This is a genomic window from Streptococcus infantis (genome assembly GCF_047463275.1).
In the GTDB taxonomy this organism is placed as follows: domain Bacteria; phylum Bacillota; class Bacilli; order Lactobacillales; family Streptococcaceae; genus Streptococcus; species Streptococcus infantis_AF.
This window is the reverse complement of record NZ_JASHEE010000003.1, coordinates 48,259-72,983: the sequence shown is the minus strand read 5'-3', so window position 1 is coordinate 72,983 and position 24,725 is coordinate 48,259. Positions and strand designations below refer to the sequence as shown.

Genomic DNA, 24,725 nt, shown 5'->3' with positions numbered 1-24,725 from the left:
GGCATCTTTGAAGCTTAAAAAGCGAACAAAGACTTAGGATACTTGCTTCGCAAGTTCTATCCGCCACCTCAAAGCAGTGCTTTGACCACTCAACCACTGCGTCCTGCTCGAAACTCCAAAGACAATTGAGAGGCTAGGACTTTTGTCCCAGCCTCCTTTTTTATATTCTTATTTTTCAGTCAAAGCTGCAAGTCCTGGAAGAACTTTACCTTCAAGAAGCTCCATTGAAGCTCCACCACCAGTAGAAATCCATGAGAACTTGTCTGCACGTCCAAGGTTGATCGCTGCGGCAGCTGAGTCACCACCACCGATGATTGATTTAACGCCTGGTTGTTTCACGATAGCGTCCATCACACCGATTGTACCAGCTTGGAAGTCAGGGTTTTCAAATACACCCATAGGACCATTCCATACAACTGTTTTCGCACCAGTCAATTCTTGGTCGAATTTAGCGATAGATTTAGGACCGATATCCAAACCAAGGAATCCTGGGTCTACTGCTTCACCTTCAGTGTCTTTCACTTCAGTGTAGTCAGCAAATGCGTTTGCTTCTTTTGAGTCAACTGGCAAGATTAATTTCCCGTTTGATTTTTCAAGAAGAGCTTTGGCAACATCCAATTTGTCTTCTTCTACAAGTGAGTTACCGATTTCGATACCTTGTGCTTTGTAGAATGTGTAAGTCATCCCACCACCGATAAGAACTTTATCAGCTTTTTCAAGCAAGTTTTCGATAACACCGATCTTGTCTGAAACTTTTGAACCACCAAGGATAGCCACGAATGGACGTTCTGGAGCTTCAACTGCTTCTTGGATGTAGGCAATTTCGTTTTCAAGAAGGAATCCAGCAACTGCTTTTTCAACGTTTGCTGAGATACCAACGTTAGATGCGTGTGCACGGTGAGCTGTACCGAATGCATCGTTTACGAAGATACCATCTCCAAGTGATGCCCAGTATTTACCAAGTTCAGGATCGTTTTTAGATTCTTTCTTGCCGTCAACATCTTCGTAACGAGTGTTTTCAACCAAGAGAACTTGTCCATCTTCAAGAGCGTTAATCGCTGCTTCCAATTCAGCACCACGAGTAACACCTGGAAGGAATGTAACTTCTTGACCCAATTTAGCAGCCAAGTCAGCAGCTACAGGAGCAAGTGATTTACCTTCTTTGTCTGCTTCTTCTTTAACACGTCCAAGGTGAGAGAAGAGGATTGCACGTCCACCTTGTTCAAGGATGTACTTGATAGTTGGAAGAGCTGCAGTGATACGGTTATCGTTAGTGATCACGCCATCTTTTACAGGTACGTTGAAGTCAACACGAACGAGAACTTTTTTCCCTTTCAAGTCAACGTCTTTAACAGTCAATTTTGCCATTAGATATGACTCCTTCTTTTTTTTTACGTGTTAATTATATCACAAAATCAATAAAAGAGATAGCAAAACCTTAAACTTTTCCTCCAATCATTTCACAAGATTAAATAAGGATAACCTTTGAAGCTATGACAGTATACACCACAATTTTTCCTCATCTACTATGCAAAAAAGATTTGACCATTAAAAGTCAAATCTTTTTTATTGTATGAAGTCAATTTTAGATCAAAATTCTAGCTTAATCTTCTTTTTTCTTTTGAGCGAGTAGTCCAAAACCACCTAGAACGCCGACCAATCCAAGGGCAAGGAGATTTGCATCTACTCCTTCACCTGTACTTGGAAGTTGTTTTCCTTCAGGTTTTTCAGCTTGTGCTTCTGCTTTTGCTGGTTCCTGCTTAGCTGCTTGTGTTACTGGAGCAGGTGCAAGAGGTTTGTCAGCTTGGACATCCTCTTTTGGCCCAATTTCAACAATCTCAGTAACAGTTTCTTTGATAAGCTCTGTTCCCTTAAGACTGCGGTTGCCTTCAGTGTCAACTTCTACCAGATTTCGACGAAGTCCTTCAACTCCTGCTTGAAGGAGGCGACGTTCTCCTGCTTTAAGACTAGGATTTACTCGTTCTTCATGGCCGTATGCAAGCTTTTCTTCCTCAACAACCAATGCTGGGTTGCTGATTGTCAAATCTTTGACTCCGTCTAGTGGTTGAACACGGCTCTCTACCTTGGTACCAACTTCAGTAATCTCAGCCACTGCTTCCTTGACTACTTCTGTCTCAAGAAGAGTGCGGTTGCCTTCTGTATCTACTTCAATCAGACGACGAGTCTGACCCTCTACACCGTCCTGAACAATTCGACGTTCTCCTGCTTGAAGGCTAGGATTTACTCGTTCTTCATGGCCGTATGCAACTTTTTCTTCTTCAACTACTAATGTTGGATTGCTGATTGTCAAATCTTTGACTCCGTCTAGTGGTTGAACACGGCTTTCTACCTTGGTACCAACCTCAGTAATCTCAGCCACTGCTTCCTTGACCACTTCTGTCTCAAGAAGAGTGCGGTTGCCTTTTGTATCAACTTCGATCAGACGACGAGTTTGGCCTTCTACACCTACCTGAACGATTCTACGTTCTCCTGCTTGAAGGCTAGGATTTACTCGTTCTTCATGGTCGTATGCAATTTTTTCTTCCTCAATCTCCAATGCTGGATTACTAATTGTCAAACCTTTTTGTCCGTCTAGCGGTTGAACACGGCTTTCTACCTTGGTACCAACTTCAGTAATCTCAGCCACTGCTTCCTTGACTACTTCTGTCTCAAGAAGAGTACGGTTGCCTTTGGCATCAACTTCAATCAGACGACGAGTCTGACCTTCAACACCAGCCTGAACAATGCGTCGTTCACCTAATAAGAGGTCTCCTGCTGGACGTTCTTGGCGTTCGAAGGCTTGAGTTTCTGTTTCAACCACTAGCTCAGGTAGAGATTCAACTGTTGGAGTAGATTCACCTTCTTCTAAGCTACCCACATGGTGGCTTTCTTCTGCAGGAGCTAGTTTCTTATTCAGCGTTTCTTTCATGTCCGCAAAGGCTTCTGGAGTTGGATTTGTTGAGCCAATAAGAGTTTCTGCTTGAGCGATGATTGGATCGTCTGCATGTTTCTCACGAACTTTTCCTAGAAGAGTTTCAAGCTCTTCCTTAGCTGTTTGATAAAGCTGTACACCATTCAAGTCAGAACCTGCTTGTTTCAAGTCGTTCAAGGCTTGGTTGACTGCTTCTTGACTAGCATCATGGTTTTCTAGGACAGCTTTTGCTGCTTCAATCTTCTCAACGAGAGCTGCTTGTTTTTCTGCATCAGCAAATGTATAAGCTAATGTTTCTTTGCGTCCTTGAGCAGATGTGATTTCTTGTTTCAGATATTCGTCGTTAATGGCTGCCTTAGGTGATACTAGAACATCAAATTCGACAGTTTGTCCTTGATAGTGCAACTCAAGTTTTTGACGGCCTGTTTTTTGAGCATCATAACCTGTAATTTCGACTCCTTGGTCTGTAAAGCTATGTTCTGTCTCAGTTTCATCATCATACAAAACCTTGAAGCGTCCTTCTGATAGGTCTAGAGCATCACCTACAAAGTAGTCAATTTTCGGTTGTTTGCTAATATACAGGGCTGCGACTTCTTTTGGACCAGCTTCTTCACCAGTCACTTGAACCTTGAAGCTTCCTGCAACTGGAAGACCAAGATAGGTTACTGTTAACTCTTGTTCGCCATGATGGTGAGCATCGTAGTCGTTGACTACAACACCAGCATGACTAAGGTTGATGACTTCATCTGCTTCTTCACCTTCGTATTTGACACGGAGAAGACCACCTTTAAGATTCAATTCCTCACCATCTTGGTAAGTCGTCTTTTTAGGTGCTGCTTCTAGACTGACAGACTTAATCTTTCTATCATCCTGAGGAATCGTTACAGCAAGAGTATTACTGATTTCTTTCCCTGGCAATTGTGTACGATAGTAAAGAAGGCTTGGACGTTTTTCAAAGCTCAATGGTTCTGTTGCTAAATCCCCTCCAACTACCGTATTTAAGGTAGCGATTGGAGTTTGTGAATCTGCCTTGTCATAGACTGTAATTGTTGCTCCAGCAGGAACTTCTGAGAATCCAAGCTGGATCTTATTGTCTGTTAGAACACGCGCTGCAACTTTAGCCATAGGAATGTTTTGGCTCTCCGTATCAAGAGTTTCATACATCTTCCAGTTGTAGATACGAATGGCTTTCCATGGTGTTCCATTGTCAGATGTAATAACGTGCAAACGCCAGTCTTGCGCTGTAATTGGGCTATCAAGGGTAATATCAGAAACATGGGCTCTATTGCCACGAACAGCCTTAGCTAGTTTCCACTCCCCAGCTTCATCCTTGTAGTAGAGGTCGAAATCTTTAGTGTTCATCAAACCATCGTTAACAGATTCTCCACCAGCACCGGCATGATCCATGACCCATCTCACAACACGGCGTGGTTGGGTCAAACGAATATCAACACTACCACTCAACTGAGCAGAAGACCATTTGTCAGATAAGCTAGTGATAGTTCCATTCAACATACCTTCGATACCTTCGCCGCCTTCTGTGTCTGGGAAGGTACTTCCGATAACAGTCGCTCCTGGAACGATGTTTTCTGCTAATGGTCTTGGAAGACTTGTGTCTTGAACAGTCATTCCCCACTCAAAGTTTGTAGTTGCAGCTTCAGAGCGAAGACCGTTCTTCCCAACTGCGACAACCTTCAACTCCTGACTAGTACCAGTTGCACTAGCTGAACGGCTAACTTTTGGTAGGTAGATCGTAGTAGCAGATGAGCCTGTCAATAGGCGCCAAGCATCGCCATCCTTCTCATAAACTTCATAGAAATCAGCATCTTTATTTCCACTAAATTGGACAATGGCTTCTGCTTCTTGGGCATTTTTAAGGGATTGTTTAGCTACTTTGAGAGCTGTTGGTGCTTGAGGAGCCTCTTGATTATCTGTTACAGTCAACTCACCCAAGTTAAATTGATAGCCCTTAAGGGCAGCAGTATTTTCAAAAGTGAGCTTGATACCGTAAATAGTCTGACCTGCCAAAGCACTCAAGTCAAATTCATCCTTTGTCCAATCGTCAGATAGAGTCAGTTCTTTACGAGCATTCTCGCCACCATAGGTGTAGTTTTTCTGGGTCGCAAACTCTACATAGACCTTGCTTCCCTTACCACCTTTATGAGCAACACGGAGTTTTGTTTTATCTGTTACTTCCAGTTTTGTAGAGTAGAGACGAACATCTTGGTTGGTATTTTCAGCTAAATCACCCGCAAACTTAAGTGAGTTACCACCATTGTAGGCATCTTCAAAGTCATAGTCAGCTTGAAGTTTAGCACCTGATGAAGTTTGCCACCAGCGCCATGTAGGCAAGATACCTGATACAGAACGGTAGTTCCATTCAGAATCCTTGGAAACTTTGCCGTCTACAAACCATTTCTTCCCATGTCCGGTATTAAAGGATGTTGTAAAGGTACGTCCCACTGCTGGTGTACGGTCAGCTACAAGGTTGGCAATTCCGTACCAGTCCTTGTCATCTGGTTTTTGACCAGTTGGATCTCCTTGGTAACCTGTAAAGAAGATATTTTCATTCTTGTGATAGTCTTCTCCTGTTTTACCAAGACTAGTGATAGTATCAGGTGCAAAGAGTCCAAGTGATAAGCGGAGCTTGCCTTTTTCATCAAAAAGAGCATCCCATTTCACTTTTGTCTTGTAGGAACCACCTTGTTGCAATTCCAAACCTGCAAAAACATCAAACTGACTACGTCCAAGCCATTCTGCCATAGTTACAGAGTAGTCATTTTTCTCTTTGGTCCAGTTAAAGTTGGCAAAGAAGTGATCCGCAGGAACCTTGTCTCCCTCTTTTTCCATGAATTGATAATTGTATTCACCCAAACCATCTGCATGATAACGACCATATTCATAGGTCATGGCATCGTACCAAGAATATTTCACTGGATGATTGACTTGAGCCGCATATTCCTTGGTATAGAGCATGAAGTCACGCATTTTCTTACCAAGAGGCGTTACGATATCTCCTGTTGTTTCTTGGTTGATAAAATATCCATCAAATCCATAGTATTTAGCCAAATCAACCAACTTACGAGCGATAGGGAAAGTTCCGTCTTCGTCTTGTTTAAGAGCTTCGGCAAATTTTTCTTGGTCTGCAATACTATTAGACCAGTTGAAGAAGAGTGTACCCAATACAGGGACACCATTACGGTGACCAGCATCAATCACGTCCGGAGTTGGAACCAGCCCTTCCCAAAAGACCATTGAATTCAAGTATTGCCAGTAGTCAAAAGCATAGGCTTTAAACTCTTCACCACCTACAGAAGCGTGGTCTTTAGCCTTAGAGTTGGTATTAGCAAGAGCTTCAACCTTGGCATCCTTATTGGCTTTTTCGTTAACTACATGCCCACGGTAACGTTTAGCCAATTCAACCGAGGAACGATTAATAGCGTCGTCTTCACGGGCACCCGGTTCCCATTTCAACAAATCTTCCCAAGTGTCAAACTTAATTTCTTTTGGTCGAAGACTTTTTTCTTCTTTCTTAGGAACATCTGAAACAGTTGCTTTCTCTTCAGCCTTATTTTCTGTAGCCACAGGTGCTTCGTCAGCCTTATTTTCTGTAGCTACAGGTGCTTCTTCAGCCTTAGGCGCTTCAGCAACCGGACTAGCTACTTCCTTATCAGCTGCAGTCAATTGGTCCAAGGTTGGTTTTTCTTCTGAAATAGGTTGTTCACTAACCTTGTTTTCTGTCTCTTCCAACTGCTTTAATACCTCTGGTGAAGCTGTAGTTGGTTGCTCTGATGTGGCAGGCGATGCTTGCTCTGTAGCCACAGCAGTAGTCCTTGTTTCATTCGCTGGGATTGCAACTTCTTCTGCTAGAGCTTGGTTGGCAAATAAAACCGAACCAATCATCAAAGAGCAGGCACCCACTGATAATTTTCGAATACTATAGCGGCAACGTTTCTCAAAAAATGGATTCTTCATTTTTTCTCCTTTCACTTCTAAAAAAGTAAGCGTTTTATTTTTATTTTAAAAAAGTAACTGCCCTTAAAATAGCAGAACTGTTCATTTTTATTTTACGATATTTATAAGTAGAGTCAACAGTCATTCTAAAATATCTATAAAGGGGTGAATAAATGATATAAATTAGACAATCAATTGCCTTTTTTACATTTTCATGATATTTTTCTAAAAAAATGCGTTTACTACTTGTTAGATTGCTCTTAATCCTTTAAAATAGAATGGGAGAAATTCCGCGATTAGTTTTCGGAGGGAAAATAAAATGTCCATTAATTGGCAGGAAATTGCATTTCACTTTTTAGGTGGCCTGGGACTATTCTTATATAGTATCAAAACCATGGGGGACGGTTTGCAACAAGCAGCTGGAGATCGTCTTCGATTTTACATTGACAAATATACTAGCAATCCTTTCTTTGGAATTTTAGTTGGAATTGGGATGACCGCCCTGATTCAATCGAGTTCAGGTGTTACGGTTATTACAGTTGGTCTGGTTAGTGCTGGACTATTGACTTTACGTCAGGCCATTGGGATTGTCATGGGTGCCAATATAGGAACAACTGTCACATCCTTTATCATTGGTTTTAAATTGGGAGACTACGCATTACCTATGCTCTTTCTCGGAGCAGTCTGTCTCTTCTTCACCAAAAATAGAACCATCAATAACATCGGACGAATCGTCTTTGGTGTCGGTGGTATCTTCTTTGCCCTCAATCTTATGAGTGGCGCTATGGAACCCCTTAAAGATTTACAAGTCTTTAAAGACTACATGGTAGAACTTAGTAAAAATCCAATCTTGGGTGTTCTTGTCGGAACAGGTTTAACCCTTCTGATTCAAGCCTCCTCAGCGACCATCGGGATTCTACAAAATCTCTACGCTAGTAATCTGATTGACCTTCAGGGTGCACTACCAGTTCTCTTTGGAGATAACATTGGAACAACCATCACTGCTATTATAGCTTCCTTGGGTGCTAATATTGCAGCCAAACGTGTGGCAGCAGCTCATGTAGCCTTTAACGTTATCGGGACTGTTATCTGTATTATCTTCCTCGTTCCATTTACAGGCTTAATCCAATGGTTTGAGAGCTTCTTAAATCTAGCTCCAGAAATGACCATTGCCTTCGCCCACGGAACCTTCAACATTACCAATACAATCATTCAGTTTCCATTCATCGGAGCTCTTGCCTTCTTGGTAACCAAACTTATCCCTGGAGAAGACGAAGTTGTCAAATACGAGCCACTTTACCTTGATGAGCAACTGATCAAACAAGCTCCATCTATCGCTCTTGGAAATGCTAAAAAAGAACTTCTACACTTGGGTAATTATGCTGCGAAAGCCTTTGACCTCTCTTACGACTATATCATCAACTCTAATGAAAAAGTTGCAGAAAAAGGACATAAGACTGAAGAAGCTATCAATACCATTGATGAAAAATTGACTCGTTACCTCATTAGTTTATCTGGTGAAGCTTTGAGCCAAAAAGAGAGTGAAGTCTTAACCAATATCCTTGACTCTTCACGAGACTTGGAACGTATCGGAGACCACGCAGAAGCCCTGCTCAATCTTAACGATTACTTGCAACGCAAGAATGTTCAATTCTCTGAGGCTGCCTTAGAAGAACTAGCAGAGATTTATCTTAAAACTAGTGAATTCGTCAAAGATGCTCTTGAGAGTGTTGAAAATAATGATCTTGAACAAGCTCAAGCCCTTATGGAACGTCACGAAGACATCAACAATATGGAACGTGTTCTTCGTAAGACACATATCAAACGTCTTAATAACGGAGAATGTTCTACCCAAGCAGGTGTCAACTTTATCGATATTATTTCACACTACACTCGTGTATCAGACCACGCTATGAACCTTGCTGAAAAGGTTTTGGCAGAACAAATTTAAAACGAAAAAAATGCTTTGATTCTTTCGAATCAAAGCATTTTAAATAGCTCTCCAATCATAAAGGAAGATGCGGCTGCACCCCTGTATCTCGCTTCTTCCTTTTGGATAAAGCGGGCCAGATTGACTAACTCTGGCGCTGGGGTCTTGGGATTCTTGAGAAGTTCAAGAGTGACCAGACCTGATAGCCGTACTGCTAGCAATCGCTCATTGGTACTGGGCAATCGCTTAGCAGTCTCTACAAGTGCAAGCACTAGATCTTCACTCAGGTTTTGACGGGCATTATTGTAAAGATCCCGTATCAAGGTTTCTAGGTTTGGTTCTTCCATCCCTATCACCTCCATCATTTCTGTTTAATAATTTTTGATTAAATCTACTGTAGAACGATCCAATTTTTTTACCAAGGCTTGTAAGAAAGCTTGAGCTTCAAGGAAATCGTCCATAGCATAAAGGGTTTGGTGAGAGTGGATATAACGGGCACAAACACCAATTGTTGTTGATGGTACGCCACCATTTTTCAGATGAGCTGCCCCAGCGTCAGTTCCACCTTTTCCACAGTAGTATTGATACTTGATGCCAGCTTCTTCAGCTGTTGTCAAAAGGAAATCCTTCATACCTGGAAGGAGCAAGTGACCTGGATCGTAGAAACGAATCAAGGTTCCATCACCAATCTTACCTTGACCACCATAAACATCACCAGCAGGTGAACAATCCACCGCAAGGAATACTTCTGGATCAAATTTTGTTGTAGATGCATGGGCACCACGGAGTCCGACTTCTTCTTGGACATTGGCACCAAGATAAAGTTCATTGCCTAGTTTTTGACCTGACAAGTTTTCTGCCAATTCACTCACCATGAGAACTCCGTAGCGGTTGTCCCATGCTTTTGAGATGATATTTTTTTCGTTAGCTGTTAGGATTGCACTACTATCTGGAACGATGGTATCACCAGGACGGATACCAAAGCTTTCAGCCTCAGCCTTATCCGCAAAACCACCATCGAAGACGATGTCTGAAATAGCTGGCATGGTTGGCTCGCCTGTGCCTCGAGTCAAATGTGGAGGTACTGAACCTGAGATGACTGGAATTTCACGTCCTTGGCGCGTAAAGAGTTTAAAACGCTGGCTGCTAACAACCATAGGATTCCAACCACCAATGCTGACTACTCGGAAGGTCCCATCTGGTTTGATTTCACTCACCATAAAACCAACTTCATCCATGTGAGAGGCTACCAAGACGCGAGGTGCATTCGCAACTTCTGAATGTTTGATACCAAAAATACCACCTAGGCCATCTGTTACTACTTCATCCACATGAGGTGTTATTTTCTCACGAAGATAAGCGCGTACAGGTGCTTCATGACCTGAGATAGCAGAAAGTTCTGTCACTTCTTTGATTTTAGAAAATAATGTTGTCATTTCTATCCCTTCTTTCTTTCAACCATTTTACCACTTTTTATAGGAGAAGGGTAGTGAAAATCATCAATCTATAGATCTATCTACACCAAAAAAGAATCACGACTGTGATTCTTTTTATTTTGAATTTCTCTTTAAAGAAAAGTGATCTGGTACGGGGTCCTTACCTATTTCAGACCAAGGATGACATCGCAATATCCGTGCCAATCCCATCAGAACCCCCTTAAATCCATGCTTTTCAATAGCCTCAATCATGTAGTTTGAACAAGTAGGCTCAAATCTACAAGAAGGTGGGAATGCAGGGGATATAAAGCGTTGGTAAAAGCGCACAGGCGCAATTAAAATTCGTTTCATTATTTATTAGTTGTTACAGCCATGGTGTGTAGTTGGCTGATTTCTTTTTTATTGAGACGACGGGATTCTCCTGGACGAAGACCCGTCAAGTCTAAGTGTCCAAAACGTGTCCGAGACAACTTATCCACTTGAAGCCCAACTGCTTCAAACATCTTTTTAACCTGGTGGTTACGTCCTTCATGGATGGTCAACTGTACAACAGAACGGTTTTTGACTGGGTCTACTTTAAGAATCTCATAAACCGCTGGCTTGGTTTTCTTACCATCAATCTCAAGACCACGAGTTAAGGGGCGGAGGTTTTCCTTGTTAGCAATCCCTTTTACACGCGCCACATAGACCTTATCGATTTCATTACGTGGGTGAATCATCTCGTCTGTAAAGTCACCATCATTTGTCAAAATCAAGACACCTGATGTATCCCAGTCCAAACGTCCTACAGGGTAGATACGCTCTTTCACATTAGGCAAAAGATCGACAACAGTCTTACGTCCCTTATCATCTGTCACACTAGAAATCACACCGCGTGGTTTGTTAAGTAGATAGTAGACCTTTTCTTCGTTATAGATGGGTTGGCCTTCAACTTCTACCTTATCGCCAGACTTAATGGTTGTCGCTAATTCACGTACTACCTGACCGTTAACAGTCACCAAGCCTTGCTTGATTAACTCCTCTGCTTTTCTCCTACTGGCCACACCTGCGTGGGCAATATATTTATTGATTCTCATCTTCTTCTATCCTTTCACCAAATAATTGGCTTTCTTGGGCTTGAATTTCAAGCTCATCAATCACAGGCAATTCTTCCAAATGGTTAATACCCATGTAATCTAGGAAATAATCCGTTGTTACATAGAGATTAGGGCGACCAAGAACTTCTTTCTTTCCATCTTCTCTTATCAAATCGAAGGCCTGTAACTTAGCTAAGGCCCCACTCGAATTAACCCCACGAATAGCGTCGATTTCTATACGTGTGATAGGTTGCTTATAAGCAATGATGGACAAGGTTTCAAGCGCAGCCCGAGATAGACTCTGGTTAATGGGCGCCTTAGAATATTCCTTCAAAACATCAGCAAATTGAGGCTTGGTTACCAATTTGTAGGTCCCTCCTGTCTCAATCAGTGCCAGACTAGAATCCTGGTCTTTTTCATACTTTTTGGCTAATTTTTCAAGACTCTGCTGAACCCCTGTTGGTGGTAACGATAAGAGCTCTGCTAACTGGCGAGCCCTAATTCCATCTTCACCTGACACAAACAGGAGTGCTTCTATTTTTGCTAAAGTACTCATACTTCCTCTCTATCAAGCCTGACTTTGCTCTACTTGATTTTCCTCATTCTTTTTTACGAGATAGATATCTCCAAAACTCTCTTTTTGAATCAAGAAAATTTCTTGGGTTTTAATCAACTCCAAGGTTGCTAAAAAAAGTGTAATAACCTCTTGTAAATCCTTGGTTTCTTTAAACAAATCCTGCAGACATAGTTGTTGCCCTTCTACCAAGGATTCCCGAACGATGACCATCATATCCTCAATCTTATACTCATCTCGTAAAATGGTTGTATGGTTTTTCGAGAATTCTTCCTTTTTCTTGGTCAATAAGGTTGAAAAGGCTAAGAAAAGATCGATCGTGGTCTTATCATGCACGAGTTCAGCATCCTCATAAATCAACTCAGTAGGTGCTTTTGAGTAATATTGAGCTCGTTCTTGGTGCTTGACTTCCAACTGCTCTCCCAAAAGTTTAAACTTGCGGTATTCTTCAATCTGAGAAAGGAGATCCTGCTCTAGGTCATCCTCTAAATCAGACACTTCCGCAACCTTTGGCAAGAGCTTACGACTTTTGATCAGCATCAGTTGGCTAGCCATCACCATATATTCACCTGCCACTTCTAAACGCATAGCTTGTAAGGTTGATATGTAGGCTAGATACTGCTCAATAACCTCTGTAATCGGTACATCATAGATATCCATCTGATACTTTGAAACCAAGTGTAAGAGCAAGTCCAAAGGCCCTTCAAAATCTTTTAATTTAATATCCATTATCTATATTTTTCTAAGGTCATGACTGTTTTTAATCCCAATTTTTTGGCGATTTCATACAAGTCAACCTTCTCTTCAATTTGTCTCAGTATAAACTGTTCTCTCAATCCTTGAGCCGATAAATCTGCAAAACCTTTTTCCTTTAGAAAGGCTTCTAACTGACGAAAGGCCCATTGACGAGAGTATGGCTTACCAGTTTTTTCAAAGAGGTAGGTCTGTCCCATCAAGGGTTCTAACTCTGCAAGTAATTTTGTGGGAAGACTCAAGATTCTTTGTTGAGAGGCTTTATTGATTCTCAATACTTGGAAATCTAGATTCACATCACTAATTTTTATGGTTAGAATTTCACTAGGCAAGAGGCCCAATTCAACTATCAATAAGGCTATTAAACGCCCTTCTGCATAGGTACTTTCTTGCCAGAAAGAATTCAAGTCCAAAAGCTCTGACTTGACTTGTTTTTTCTCAGCCTGTTTCGGCAATTCCAAACGATAAAAGGTGCCAATCTTTCCTTTCTGGTATAAAAAGTAAAGAAATTGATTGCAGGCAGAAACTTTACGCTTTTGGGCACTAATTTTAAAATTTGATAGTTGAGCTTGGTAAATTTTTAAACTTGTCTCAGAAATTCGTTCTCCAATAAGATCTAAAAACTGCTCCAAGTCATATTTATAAGACTGTTTAGAATTACTAGATAGATTTTGCTTTTCTTCTAAAAATGTTAAAATCCATTCTCTCATTTGCTTCGAATCTCATATTCCTTACTAAAATCATGCAGGAGGGCATTGACAGCCTTGAGGATTGACTTCCGCGTGATAATTCCTTGGAAAAGACCATCCTTACCAACGACTGGCAGGAAAGACTCATCCACTAGCTTATGTAAAACATCCGTCAGTGTATAATCTGGATTGATCACTGCCACATCCTTCTTTGTCATGTGAACGATATCCATATCTGCCATGACATCCTGACTCAAGCCCTGCTCCATTTGGTATGCAAAAATATCTCTAAGCCCTATGGTCCCAACAAATTTTTTCTCAGCAGTAACTACTGGAACTCGTGTATAAGTCATCTGGCTAAGGAGGAGAATTGCATGATCTGCATTGTGAGTATCAATGAGCACAGCCAAATTTTCAGCAGGAGTCAAAAAGGTTTCCTCTTGCTCCAGCAAAAAGAATTCAAACTCTTTGGCAATCATCGAGCAAACTCCTTGGATAAGCCTGGATAAACCTCATGATTACGTGTCAAAAAGTCCACTTTGAAATAGCTGTCATCAATTTCCACACGAGCGTAGAGACATTCTCTGATGGTTCCACGTGGTTGACTGATAGAACCTGGATTTAGAAAGAGAGTCTTCCCTTCCATCCAAGCATTTGGTACATGCAAGTGACCATAGAGACAGATATCAGCACCTTCCTCTTGAGCCCAGAAATCTAGTTTTTGGAAATTGAAGTTAATATCAAACAAGTGTCCGTGAGTCTGGATAATCTTGGTAGGACCCAGTTGAGTCACTAAGCGTTCTGGATAATCTGAATAGAAATCCATGTTTCCTCTAACTACCTGAATCCCTTCCCAGATTGGTGAATCTGGGCGAAGCTCCGAGTCACCATCGTGAAAAATGGCATCAACTTTCCCAAGATAGCGATCACGTATTTCTTCTACAATCAAGCTATCTCCATGGGAATCGCTCATTACAATGATGGTTTGCTTTGCCATGATGGAAATACCTCCAAAAGTTTCTTAACGGCTAAGGCACGGTGAGATTGACTATTTTTTTCTTCAAGGGTTAATTCAGCTGATGATTTCCCAGTCTCTCCTACTAGGAAAAGAGGGTCATAGCCAAAACCATTTTCACCCTTAGGTTCAAAGTTAATGTAGCCTGGCCAATCGGCTTCGACCACCAAGCTTTCCTTACCTGGGCTAGCCACAACCAAAGTGGTGTGGAATTGTGCCGAACGGTCCTTGAGTTCGAAGACCATGGCTAATTCGTGCAAGAGTTTAGCATTGTTTTCCTGGTCAGTGGCTCCCACTCCTGCAAATCGAGCTGACCAAACGCCTGGCAATCCACCGAGGACATCGACTTTAAGACCAGAATCATCTGCTAGAACCATCTTACCTGTCAATTTGGAGATGGTTTCAGCCTTAAGCCGAGCATTTTCTTCAAAGGTCATACCAGTTTCAGCAACTTCAGGCAGATCTGGGTAATCATTGAGATTCTCCACATCATATCCAAGTTTGTCAAAGATAGCACGAAATTCCTTGGTCTTCCCTTCATTACGAGTCGCTATCAACAAGGTTTCTCTGACTTTGCTAGTTTCAAAGAAGGCTTCGACATTTACTCCTTCTTTAGGCAATTCCACATGCAAGAGTTGTCCATTTTCAACTAAGAGCAAGGCACCTTGGCGTTGAATGACTTCCAAGTTTCGACCAGCTTCTGCATTTAAAATCTCAACGATAAAAGAGAGCAAGCGGAAGTTGGAAGACCAGCGCATCACCGTAATCGTGATTGGAAAACCATTTTCCTCATCACGGAAAATGCGAGCCAAATCCATAAAATCGAGATCAAGAGGATCTTTTATGAGGCTATAGATTCCACCGTAGACGTCCCAGACACCTACATACCAGTCCTGGTCATCCTTGTATTCATAAATTTTGTTTGTCATAATGTTACATGCTCCACATGAATCTCTTTTTCTAGCCATTCCGCTCCAATCTGAGCAAAACTATGGCTATTTGCAGTCGTATAAAAACGGTGTTGTAGAGGGCCAGCATCCCGGCTACGATTAATCTCGAAATAATTAAGTAATACAGAAATATCCCGTACACACTCTGCTCCACTATCAATCAGTTTCACTTCTGGTCCCATCACATTTTGGATAATGGGTCTGAGGAGCGGGTAGTGGGTACAACCCAAAATCAAGCTGTCTACCTTGCCCACTAATGGACGCAAAGTTTCATAAACTACTTTCTTGGTCACACTGGTTGAAAGGGCCCCAGACTCAACCAAGGGAGCAAATTTGGGACAGGACAAGCTTTCCACCTGTAAATCCGGATCCAGATCATGGATTTTCTGACGATAGATGTCAGATGATACAGTCATAGGTGTTCCGATTACACCAATTTTACCACCTTGGCTGGATTTGATAGCCGCTGACGCACCCGGTAAAATGACACCCAGGACAGGGATATCCAACCTAGTCTTGACTTCTTCCCAAACAACTGCTGTTGCAGTATTACAAGCGATGACAATCATCTTGACATCCTTAGTCAAAAGAAAGTTGACCAACTGCCAAGTATATTCACGAATTTGCTCAGCAGGACGAGGCCCGTAAGGTGCCCGTGCCGAATCTCCAATATAGACGATTTCTTCATGAGGAAGCTGGCGCATGAGCTCACGTACAACGGTCAAGCCTCCAACGCCCGAATCCAAAAAACCAATTGGTCGATTATCCATACAGTCTTCTTTCTAGTCTTATTTTTCTGATTGATAGTTCATTATCATTACATTTCTCACTGAAATTTCTGACAGACTGGTAAACTCCAGACTATCTCCCTCTTAATCATAATCAAATATCAATAGAATGCAAGGAAAAAGTCTTATCCTTAAATATCAGTTGAACATAGTGAGAAGTCTGGAATTTTCATCCCAGACTTTTCCTATTTATTTCTTTTTATTGTTAGCAAGGGCTGCTTTTTGTTGGCGAATGATTTGGTGGTACACTTGTTGCACCTTAGCTTCGCTTGGTTTTTGACCATTTGCACTCAACAGAGTACGAACTGCTTCTGCATTCAAACGTGGGTTATCCGCAAATTCTTTTTCAATTTGCTTGCGCACCAAGTACATTCCTCCAAGTGCTCCACCAAGAAAAGCTAAAACAATCAAGACAATTGCTAAAATAAGGTCCATAATATTTCTCCTGTTTCTTTTTGAATCTTCTATATTATACCATAAAGTCCCACGCCTGACTAGTTTGATTTACGCTTTCAAAAGGGTAGGACATTACTCAGATTCTTTTTCTGCTCTATCTTTTTTAATTCAATAAAATTAAAAAAAGAACTAAAATTTGGTAAAATAATTCAGTTTTTCCTAAAAAACCTTGCATTGAATCGATTTATTTGCTATATTAAGATTATACAAAACAAAGGAAACATCTTTCTGCAAGGCTTATTTTTTTTTACAAGAAAATGTATGCGCTTACAGATTTGAGAAAGGAGTTTTTATGGAGAAGAGCTATTGGGAAAAATCCTGTAAGTATAGCATCCGAAAATTGACCGTTGGAACTGCTTCTGTTTTACTGGGAGCTGTTTTTCTAGCAACACAGAATGTAGCTGCCGATGGCATCGAAGTGAAAGAAAATCAAGCAAGTGTCAGTGAGACTACGGTTCAAGTGAATACAAAAGTAGAGGAACCCACTCAAGAGGGTAAGGAAAATCAACCAAGCACAGAAAATCAAACTTCTACTGAATTAGCTGACAAAGAGGTAAAACCTGAAAAGGAAACACCTCAAATACATCATCAATCAGAGACTAACGCTGTAGTTGAACCTTCTGAAAATAAGGAGAGTGAAAAACCAGAACTTCCTATGACTAAGCAAGAAAACTATCAACTTCATTACGACCAACCAACTGCTCCTTCTTATGACGGCTGGGAAAAACAAGCCCTGCCAGTGGGAAATGGAGAAATGGGGGCAAAAGTTTTTGGGCTCATCGGTGAAGAAAGAATCCAATACAATGAAAAAACTCTCTGGTCTGGTGGGCCGCAACCGGATAGCACCGATTATAATGGGGGGAACTATCAAGACCGCTATAAGGTCTTAGCAGAAATTCGTAAGGCATTAGAAGAAGGAAACCGCCAAAAAGCAAAACAATTAGCGGAGCGCAACCTAGTCGGACCAAACAATGCTCAGTATGGTCGTTACTTATCTTTTGGTGATATCTTTATGGTCTTTAACAACCAAAAGAAAGGCTTGGAGAATGTTACCGACTATCATCGTGGTTTAGATATTTCTGAGGCCATCTCGACCACTTCTTATACCCAAGACGGTACAAACTTTAAACGCGAAACCTTCTCTAGCTATCCTGACGATGTTACTGTGACCCACTTGAGTAAAAAAGGGGATAAGACGCTTGATTTTACACTCTGGAATAGCTTGACTGAAGATTTGATTGCGAATGGCGACTACTCCTGGGAATATTCGAATTATAAACAAGGAGCAGTTACGACTGATTCTAATGGTATTTTGCTCAAAGGAACTGTCAAAGACAATGGTCTGAAATTTGCTTCCTATCTCGGAATCAAGACAGACGGACAAGTCACTGCACAAGATGGCTATTTAACTGTCACCGGAGCCAGCTATGCGACCCTTTTACTCAGTGCCAAGACCAACTTTGCTCAAAATCCGAAAACCAATTATCGTAAGGATATTGACCTAGAAAATACTGTTAAGTCTATCGTAGAAGCTGCCAAGGCAAAAGATTATGAAACCCTAAAAAATAACCACATCAAGGATTATCAAAGTCTCTTCAATCGTGTTCAACTAAATCTTGGCGGTAGCAAGTCTAGCCAAACTACAAAAGAAGCTCTGCATACCTACAACCCAGAAAAAGGGCAAAAACTAGAAGAGCTCTTCTTCCAATACGGACGATATCTACTCATTAGTTCTTCCCGTGATCGGACAGATGCCCTTCCTGCCAACTTGCAAGGAGTCTGGAATGCTGTAGACAATCCACCTTGGAACTCAGACTACCACCTCAATGTCAACCTTCAAATGAACTATTGGCCTGCCTACATGAACAATCTTGCAGAAACTGCTAGGCCAATGGTCAATTATATTGATGACATGCGCTACTATGGTCGTATCGCTGCTAAAGAATATGCAGGTATCGAATCCAAAGAAGGCCAAGAAAACGGTTGGTTGGTTCATACTCAGGCAACACCATTTGGCTGGACAACTCCAGGTTGGAATTATTACTGGGGTTGGTCTCCTGCTGCCAATGCTTGGATGATGCAGAACGTCTATGACTACTACAAATTCACCAAGGATGAAACTTATCTCAAAGAAAAGATTTATCCAATGCTCAAGGAAACAGCCAAGTTCTGGAATTCCTTCTTGCACTACGACAAAGCTAGTGACCGTTGGGTATCTTCTCCATCCTATTCACCAGAGCATGGAACTATCACGATTGGAAATACCTTCGACCAATCTCTGGTTTGGCAACTATTCCACGACTATATGGAAGCAGCCAATCATCTCAATGTCGACCAAGACTTAGTTACCGAAGTGAAAGCTAAATTTGACAAGCTCAAACCACTTCATATCAACCAAGATGGCCGCATCAAGGAATGGTACGAAGAAGACAGTCCTCAATTCACTAACGAAGGAATTGAAAACCACCACCGTCACGTTTCTCATCTAGTTGGTCTCTTCCCAGGTACACTATTTAGCAAGGATCAGCCTGAATATCTAGAAGCAGCACGCGCAACCTTAAACCATCGTGGAGATGGTGGTACCGGTTGGTCTAAGGCTAATAAAATCAACCTCTGGGCTCGTCTCCTAGATGGAAATCGTGCCCACCGTTTATTGGCAGAACAACTCAGATCCTCAACTCTAGAAAACCTCTGGGATACGCACGCGCCTTTCCAAATTGATGGAAACTTTGGTGCAACCAGCGGTATGGCAGAAATGCTCCTTCAGTCTCACACAGGCTACATTGCTCCATTACCAGCCCTTCCAGATGCCTGGAAAGACGGTCAAGTTTCAGGTTTAGTCGCTCGTGGGAACTTTGAAGTCAGTATGAAATGGAAAGAAAAGAATCTTGAAACGCTATCTTTCATTTCTAATGTGGGTGGAGATTTAGTCGTAGACTATCCAAATATCGAAGCTAGCCTTGTCAAGGTAAACGGTAAGGAAGTACAAGCTACCCGCATCAAAGACAATCGCATCCAGCTTGCTACTCAAAAGGGCGATGTCATTACCTTTGAAAACTTCCCTGGTCGTATTACTCGTCTGACTGCCCAACGAAAAGATTCAACGACTGCTGAACTCAACTTCAATACAGTTGAAGGGGCGACTCATTATGTCATCCATCGGGAAAGTAGAGATGAAACTGGTCAAACTTCTACTGTCCGTGAGTTTACAACCAACCAAACTCGCTTTATCGACCGTTCTATTGATTCAAGCCATGCCTATACTTATACCGTTAAGGCTATGCTAGGAGACCGTTCAACACCTGTTTCTGATGTTGCTTCAATTTCCGCCTTTAGTGAGCTCATGGACGATCGTGACTCTCGCATTCAGTATGGCGCTGCCTTTGGAGATTGGTCTGACTCAGAACTCTTTGGCGGAACAGAAAAATACGCCGATATCTCAAATGGGAATTATTCCGATAAAGATGCAACAGCAACCATTCCTTTCAATGGACCTGGTATTGAAATCTACGGACTCAAATCTTCTCAATTAGGACTTGCTGAGGTTACAATCGATGGCAAATCTGTTGGTGAGCTTGATTTCTATACAGATGGAGCTACTGAAAAGGGTGTCCTAATTGGTCGTTATACAAATCTTTCTTCAGGCCCTCACCTCATGACTATCACTGTTAAGCGTGAACATAAGGGACGTGGAAGTGAACGCTCAAAAATTTCCTTAGACTACTTCAAGGTCTTCCCAGGTCAAGGAGAAACAGTTGAGAAGATAGATGATCGTGATTCTCGTATCCAGTACGGCTCAGCATTTAAAGACTGGACTGATGCGGAACTCTATGCTTCTACAGAGAAATATGCAGATATTAATGCAGACGATAGTCTCGCCCCTGAAGCAACTGCAAGAATTCCATTCTCTGGTACAGGTATCCGTATCTATGGACTGAAAACATCTGCCCTTGGTAAGGCACTTGTGACTCTCGATGGAAAAGAAATGCCAAGCCTTGACTTTTACACTGCTGGAGCTACCGAAAAAGGAGCATTGATTGGAGAGTTTACTAATCTAGCAGATGGTGATCATGTCCTAACTTTGAAAGTGGACCCGGATTCTCCAGACGGTCGAAAGAAAATCTCCCTTGATTCATTCGATATTCTAAAAGCTCCATCAGTATCATTAAATACACCAAGCCTCGAACCTATAAAGGTAGAAGATAAGACAGTTACCCTAACTTTACCAACTGGTAACTGGGATGCTGTTGCTGTGACATTCCCTGGTGTTACAGATCCCCTACTCCTAAGAAAAGTCGATGAAAATCATCTTGTCACTTCTGGCGAGCAAACTGTATTAAGCATAAAGGATAACAAGGTAGAAATCGACATTCCTGAAACTACGGAACGTAAAACTGGCAATCCAATAGAAGCTTATGCTATCCTAGGAGAAACACGAAGCAGTACTATTGTAACAGTCTTTCCAAAAGGGGAAACTGCACCTATAGAAGATCCAGTTGTTACAAGCAAAGGGGACGAGCCTGCTCCAGTAGTAACCATTCCTGAATATACTGACCCAATTGGTACTGCGGGAGAACAGGAAGCGCCTATCGTGGACATTCCTGAGTACACTGAGCCTATCGGTACTGCAGGGGAACAAGCAGCGCCTACCGTAGATATTCCTGAGTATACTGAGCCTATCGGTACTGCGGGCGACCAAGCGGCGCCTATTGTGGATATCCCTGAGTACACTGAGCCTATCGGTACTGCGGGAGAACAGGAAGCGCCTGTCGTAGATATTCCTGAATACACTGAGCCTATCGGTACTGCAGGGGAACAAGCAGCGCCTGTCGTGGATATTCCTGAATATACTAAGCCTATCGGTACTGCGATCGACCAGGCAGCGCCTACCGTAGATATTCCTGAATATACTAAGCCTATCGGTACTGCGAGCGACCAAGCAGCTCCTATCGTGGATATTCCTGAATACACTGGCCCTATCGGTACTGCGAGCGACCAATCAGCGCCTATCATCTCTCTTCCTGAGTTTAAACTCAAAGCCTTAAAAGACCAGGCTACCGGAGTTCAAGTCATCAGTGGAGCAAATGAGCTAGGTGAAGCAAGTTATCTTGAAATCCAGAAAGTAGACAAGCAAGAACTCTTGGGCAAGAAATATGATGCCTACGACATTCAACTCAAGAATGAAAATGGTCAACTAATCCAAGCAAAAGGTGCTGTACTGGTTCGGTTACCAATTTCTGGCACAGTCCAAGAATTCTATCGCTTCAGTCCAGAAAAAGACTTGAAAGCACAAGATTTCACAATTCGTAATGGCATGCTTGAGTTTCTCACCATTGATTTGACTACTTATGCTATCGTCTACAAGACTGAAACAGAAGTCCAACAACCAAGCTCAAGTCAAATCGAAGAAGCTAGTCCATTAGCAAATAAAAACCAGCTCAATGGTGAAAATTCTACAAATGACAAACAGCTTCCTGCCACTGGAGAAGAGTCTAGCCCACTCCTCTTCATGGCAAGTCTCAGTCTAGCTTTAACTTCTGCCTTCTTGCTTAAAGGTAAAAAAGAGTGATCCCAATAAATCTATAAAGATTTAGATAAATAGAAAAAGGATGAGTAAATTACTCATCCTTTTGATTTCTTTCAGAGTCTTTTAAAATAAACTAAAAAGCCAGTTATAAATCCAGTTAAAAATCGAATATAACAAATTCAAAAGGAGTTCATAAAAAAATAAACAAATGTGATACCAAATGAATTCTACAATCGTAATCAGTGGCTTGACTAGGATATAAAATAAAATATCCCAAATAATTTTCATTTTTTATCTTCCTTTCTAGGAAGTCCCGCAATCCAAGGCAGAGCAGATATCATTTTATAAGCCGCAAGAAATTTAACGACCTCTAAGGCTTTTGGCTCAGATTCCTTCTTCTCAGTCAGTACTTCCATTCCTTTTACCCAGAGGCATGTCCCAATAATTCTAGCCATTCCTGTAAAAAAATTTGGTTGGTTGTCCATGTGATTCTCCCCTAGTTCATGTCATTTCTAACAGATTAGTTCTTATTGTATTCAGTATATCAAATTTATATAGATTATCAAGTTTTTATCTGCAAAATAAAAAAGTTTCATAATCTTTCTAGAAGCTTTCTAGCTAGATTATAAAACTTTAGTGATTATTTCATATCTTTTTTATAGCGTTCCAATTCTGCTTGGTTAGCCCAAACATAATGTCCTGGACGAATTTCAACCATAGAAGGTTTGTCTGTTTCATAGTCATGTTGGTCTGGATCATAGACTTTCAAAACTTTCTTACGTTCCAAGATTGGGTCTGGAATCGGCACAGCTGATAAAAGTGCTTGTGTGTATGGATGAACTGGATTGTTAAACAATTCTTCAGTTTCAGCCACTTCAACAATAACACCCTTATAAATTACCGCAATACGATCAGAGATAAAACGAACTACTGACAAATCGTGGGCGATAAAGAGATAGGTCAAGCCCAATTCCTTCTGGAATTTCTTGAGCAAGTTCAAAACTTGGGCACGAACTGAAACGTCCAAGGCTGAAATCGGCTCATCTGCGATTACAAAGTCAGGTTGCATAACCAAGGCACGAGCGATACCAATACGTTGACGTTGTCCACCTGAAAACTCATGAGGATAACGTGTCAAATGTTCAGCCAAAAGTCCAACTTCACTAATGATTTTTTTAACTTTTTCTTGTCTTTCTTCCTCATCCTTAAATAGATGGAAATTATAAAGACCTTCAGAAATGATATAGTCAACTGTTGCACGTTCATTCAAACTAGCAGCAGGGTCTTGGAAAATCATTTGAATACGACGGATTACTTCAGCTTCTTGAGCTCGTGATTTTTTACCGTTGATCTTTTTACCTTCGAAGAGGATATCCCCTTTACTGGTATTATTCAAACCGATAATCGCACGACCAATCGTTGTTTTACCACTACCTGACTCACCAACTAGAGAGAAAGTTTCACCTTTGTTGATAAAGAAGTTAGCATTTTTAACGGCTACAAACTTTTTGCTTCCTTCACCGAAGGAAATCTCTAAGTCTTTAATTTCTACTAATTTTTCAGACATTTCCTTCCTCCTAGTTTTCTAGATGAACAAGACCCATTCTCTCACGAATCTTGTCATGTAAATCTGCAATTACTGCTGGTTTTGCAACTTTTGGTGCTTGATCATGAAGTAACCATGTTTTAGCCCAATGAGTATCTGACACAGCAAATTGAGGTGCTTTTTCTTCAAAATCGATCTTCATTGCGTAATCTGAACGAAGAGCAAATGCATCACCTTTTAATTCTGTATATAGTGACGGAGGAGTACCTGGAATTGAATATAGTTCTCCTTTATCATCAGCTAACTGTGGCAAACTTGATAAGAGGCTCCATGTGTATGGGTGACGTGGATCGTAGAAGATTTCTTCAACTGTACCATACTCAACGATTTCACCAGCATACATAACCGCAACTTTGTCAGCAATACTTGCTACCACACCAAGGTCGTGTGTGATAAAGATTGTTGTAAAGTGGTATTCATTTTGTAGAGACTTCAACAAGTCAATAATCTGAGCCTGAATAGTTACGTCAAGAGCTGTTGTTGGCTCATCACAGATAAGCACATCTGGACGACAGGCAAGAGCGATAGCGATAACGATACGTTGACGCATCCCTCCAGAATATTGGAATGGATACTCCTCAAAACGCTTTTCAGCATCAGGAATACCAACCTTATTCATGTAGTCGATAGCCATTTCTTTTGCTTCTTTAGCTGTTTTACCTTGGTGTTTAATGATAACCTCAGTAATTTGGCTTCCGATTGTTTTGATTGGGTCCAAACTAGTCATAGGATCTTGGAAGATAGTTGCAATCTTGGCCCCACGAATTTGTTCCCAATCTTTGTGAGACGAAAGTGCTGTTAGGTCTTGTCCACGGTAATCGATGCTCCCCTGAGCGATACGCCCGTTTTCTTCTAACATTCCTGTAAAAGTTTTTGTCAAAACTGATTTACCCGAACCAGATTCTCCAACCAAGGCAAGAACTTCTCCTTCAATCAACTCAAGAGAAACTCCGCGAATAGCGGTCAAAACTTTGTCACGAACATCAAATTCCACGACAATATCTTGAGCAGATAAAATTACATTTTTATTGTTCGTCAT

At 41.5% G+C, this 24,725-nt stretch carries 19 protein-coding genes; 2 read left to right on the top strand and 17 right to left on the bottom strand.

Going from position 1 to position 24,725, the window contains the following annotated elements:
* Positions 1-168: 168 nt before the first annotated feature.
* The gene (locus QM923_RS04990; RefSeq protein WP_414291092.1) at positions 169-1,368 is read right to left on the bottom strand and encodes a phosphoglycerate kinase; all 1,200 of its coding nucleotides are present in this window, start codon (positions 1,366-1,368) and stop codon (positions 169-171) included.
* Between the two features lie 235 nt (positions 1,369-1,603).
* Entirely contained in the window at positions 1,604-6,907 is a 5,304-nt protein-coding gene (locus QM923_RS04985; RefSeq protein WP_414291091.1) for an endo-beta-N-acetylglucosaminidase, read from the bottom strand.
* Positions 6,908-7,205: 298 nt separating this feature from the next.
* Between QM923_RS04985 and QM923_RS04980 the strand changes: the two genes are divergently transcribed.
* A complete protein-coding gene (locus tag QM923_RS04980; RefSeq protein WP_414291090.1) occupies positions 7,206-8,837 on the top strand; it encodes a Na/Pi cotransporter family protein in 1,632 nt (543 codons plus the stop codon).
* Between the two features lie 29 nt (positions 8,838-8,866).
* Here the strand turns inward: QM923_RS04980 and QM923_RS04975 are convergent, their stop codons facing one another.
* The 12 genes from QM923_RS04975 to QM923_RS04920 form a co-directional block, all read right to left on the bottom strand.
* Positions 8,867-9,163 carry a bacteriocin immunity protein gene (locus tag QM923_RS04975; protein ID WP_414291089.1) on the bottom strand — a complete coding sequence of 99 codons (297 nt, stop codon included), beginning with the start codon at positions 9,161-9,163 and terminating at the stop codon, positions 8,867-8,869.
* A 24-nt stretch (positions 9,164-9,187) separates the two neighbouring features.
* Entirely contained in the window at positions 9,188-10,252 is a 1,065-nt protein-coding gene (gene pepA, locus QM923_RS04970; RefSeq protein ID WP_414291088.1) for a glutamyl aminopeptidase, read from the bottom strand.
* A gap of 114 nt (positions 10,253-10,366) precedes the next feature.
* Complete coding sequence (gene yidD, locus QM923_RS04965; protein ID WP_414275052.1) at positions 10,367-10,603, bottom strand: membrane protein insertion efficiency factor YidD; 237 nt, start codon at positions 10,601-10,603, stop codon at positions 10,367-10,369.
* A complete protein-coding gene (locus QM923_RS04960; RefSeq protein WP_004251725.1) occupies positions 10,603-11,328 on the bottom strand; it encodes a pseudouridine synthase in 726 nt (241 codons plus the stop codon). Before QM923_RS04960 ends, yidD begins: the two co-directional genes overlap by 1 nt.
* Positions 11,315-11,884 (bottom strand): SMC-Scp complex subunit ScpB, encoded by a 570-nt coding sequence (gene scpB / locus QM923_RS04955; RefSeq protein WP_414291087.1) that lies wholly within the window; start codon positions 11,882-11,884, stop codon positions 11,315-11,317. Before scpB ends, QM923_RS04960 begins: the two co-directional genes overlap by 14 nt.
* Before the next feature lie 12 nt (positions 11,885-11,896).
* Positions 11,897-12,631 (bottom strand): segregation/condensation protein A, encoded by a 735-nt coding sequence (locus tag QM923_RS04950; RefSeq protein WP_414291086.1) that lies wholly within the window; start codon positions 12,629-12,631, stop codon positions 11,897-11,899.
* On the bottom strand, positions 12,631-13,365 hold the full coding sequence (gene xerD, locus QM923_RS04945; protein ID WP_414291085.1) for a site-specific tyrosine recombinase XerD: 735 nt from the start codon (positions 13,363-13,365) through the stop codon (positions 12,631-12,633). The genes QM923_RS04950 and xerD overlap by 1 nt, the downstream gene beginning before the upstream one ends.
* Positions 13,362-13,823 carry a cyclic-di-AMP-binding protein CbpB gene (gene cbpB, locus QM923_RS04940; protein ID WP_414291084.1) on the bottom strand — a complete coding sequence of 154 codons (462 nt, stop codon included), beginning with the start codon at positions 13,821-13,823 and terminating at the stop codon, positions 13,362-13,364. Before cbpB ends, xerD begins: the two co-directional genes overlap by 4 nt.
* On the bottom strand, positions 13,820-14,341 hold the full coding sequence (locus tag QM923_RS04935; protein WP_414291083.1) for a metallophosphoesterase: 522 nt from the start codon (positions 14,339-14,341) through the stop codon (positions 13,820-13,822). The genes cbpB and QM923_RS04935 overlap by 4 nt, the downstream gene beginning before the upstream one ends.
* A complete protein-coding gene (locus QM923_RS04930) occupies positions 14,317-15,288 on the bottom strand; it encodes a nucleoside-triphosphate diphosphatase (RefSeq protein ID WP_368909445.1) in 972 nt (323 codons plus the stop codon). The genes QM923_RS04935 and QM923_RS04930 overlap by 25 nt, the downstream gene beginning before the upstream one ends.
* Entirely contained in the window at positions 15,285-16,079 is a 795-nt protein-coding gene (gene racE, locus QM923_RS04925) for a glutamate racemase (RefSeq protein ID WP_414291082.1), read from the bottom strand. The genes QM923_RS04930 and racE overlap by 4 nt, the downstream gene beginning before the upstream one ends.
* A 207-nt stretch (positions 16,080-16,286) precedes the next feature.
* Entirely contained in the window at positions 16,287-16,532 is a 246-nt protein-coding gene (locus QM923_RS04920) for a YneF family protein (RefSeq protein ID WP_004251708.1), read from the bottom strand.
* Positions 16,533-16,845: 313 nt separating this feature from the next.
* Here QM923_RS04920 and QM923_RS04915 point away from each other — a divergent pair, with 313 nt between their 5' ends.
* Positions 16,846-22,122, top strand: coding sequence for an SIALI-17 repeat-containing surface protein (locus QM923_RS04915; RefSeq protein WP_414291081.1), 5,277 nt, complete (start codon positions 16,846-16,848; stop codon positions 22,120-22,122).
* A 242-nt stretch (positions 22,123-22,364) separates the two neighbouring features.
* On the opposite strand, the gene QM923_RS04910 is transcribed toward QM923_RS04915, so the two are convergent.
* From QM923_RS04910 to QM923_RS04900, 3 genes are all read right to left on the bottom strand, one after another.
* Positions 22,365-22,565 (bottom strand): hypothetical protein, encoded by a 201-nt coding sequence (locus tag QM923_RS04910; RefSeq protein ID WP_006147852.1) that lies wholly within the window; start codon positions 22,563-22,565, stop codon positions 22,365-22,367.
* Positions 22,566-22,720: 155 nt separating this feature from the next.
* Positions 22,721-23,647: an ATP-binding cassette domain-containing protein gene (locus tag QM923_RS04905; RefSeq protein WP_414291080.1), complete on the bottom strand. Its 927-nt coding sequence runs from the start codon at positions 23,645-23,647 to the stop codon at positions 22,721-22,723.
* Positions 23,648-23,657: 10 nt separating this feature from the next.
* Positions 23,658-24,725: an ABC transporter ATP-binding protein gene (locus QM923_RS04900; protein ID WP_414291079.1), complete on the bottom strand. Its 1,068-nt coding sequence runs from the start codon at positions 24,723-24,725 to the stop codon at positions 23,658-23,660.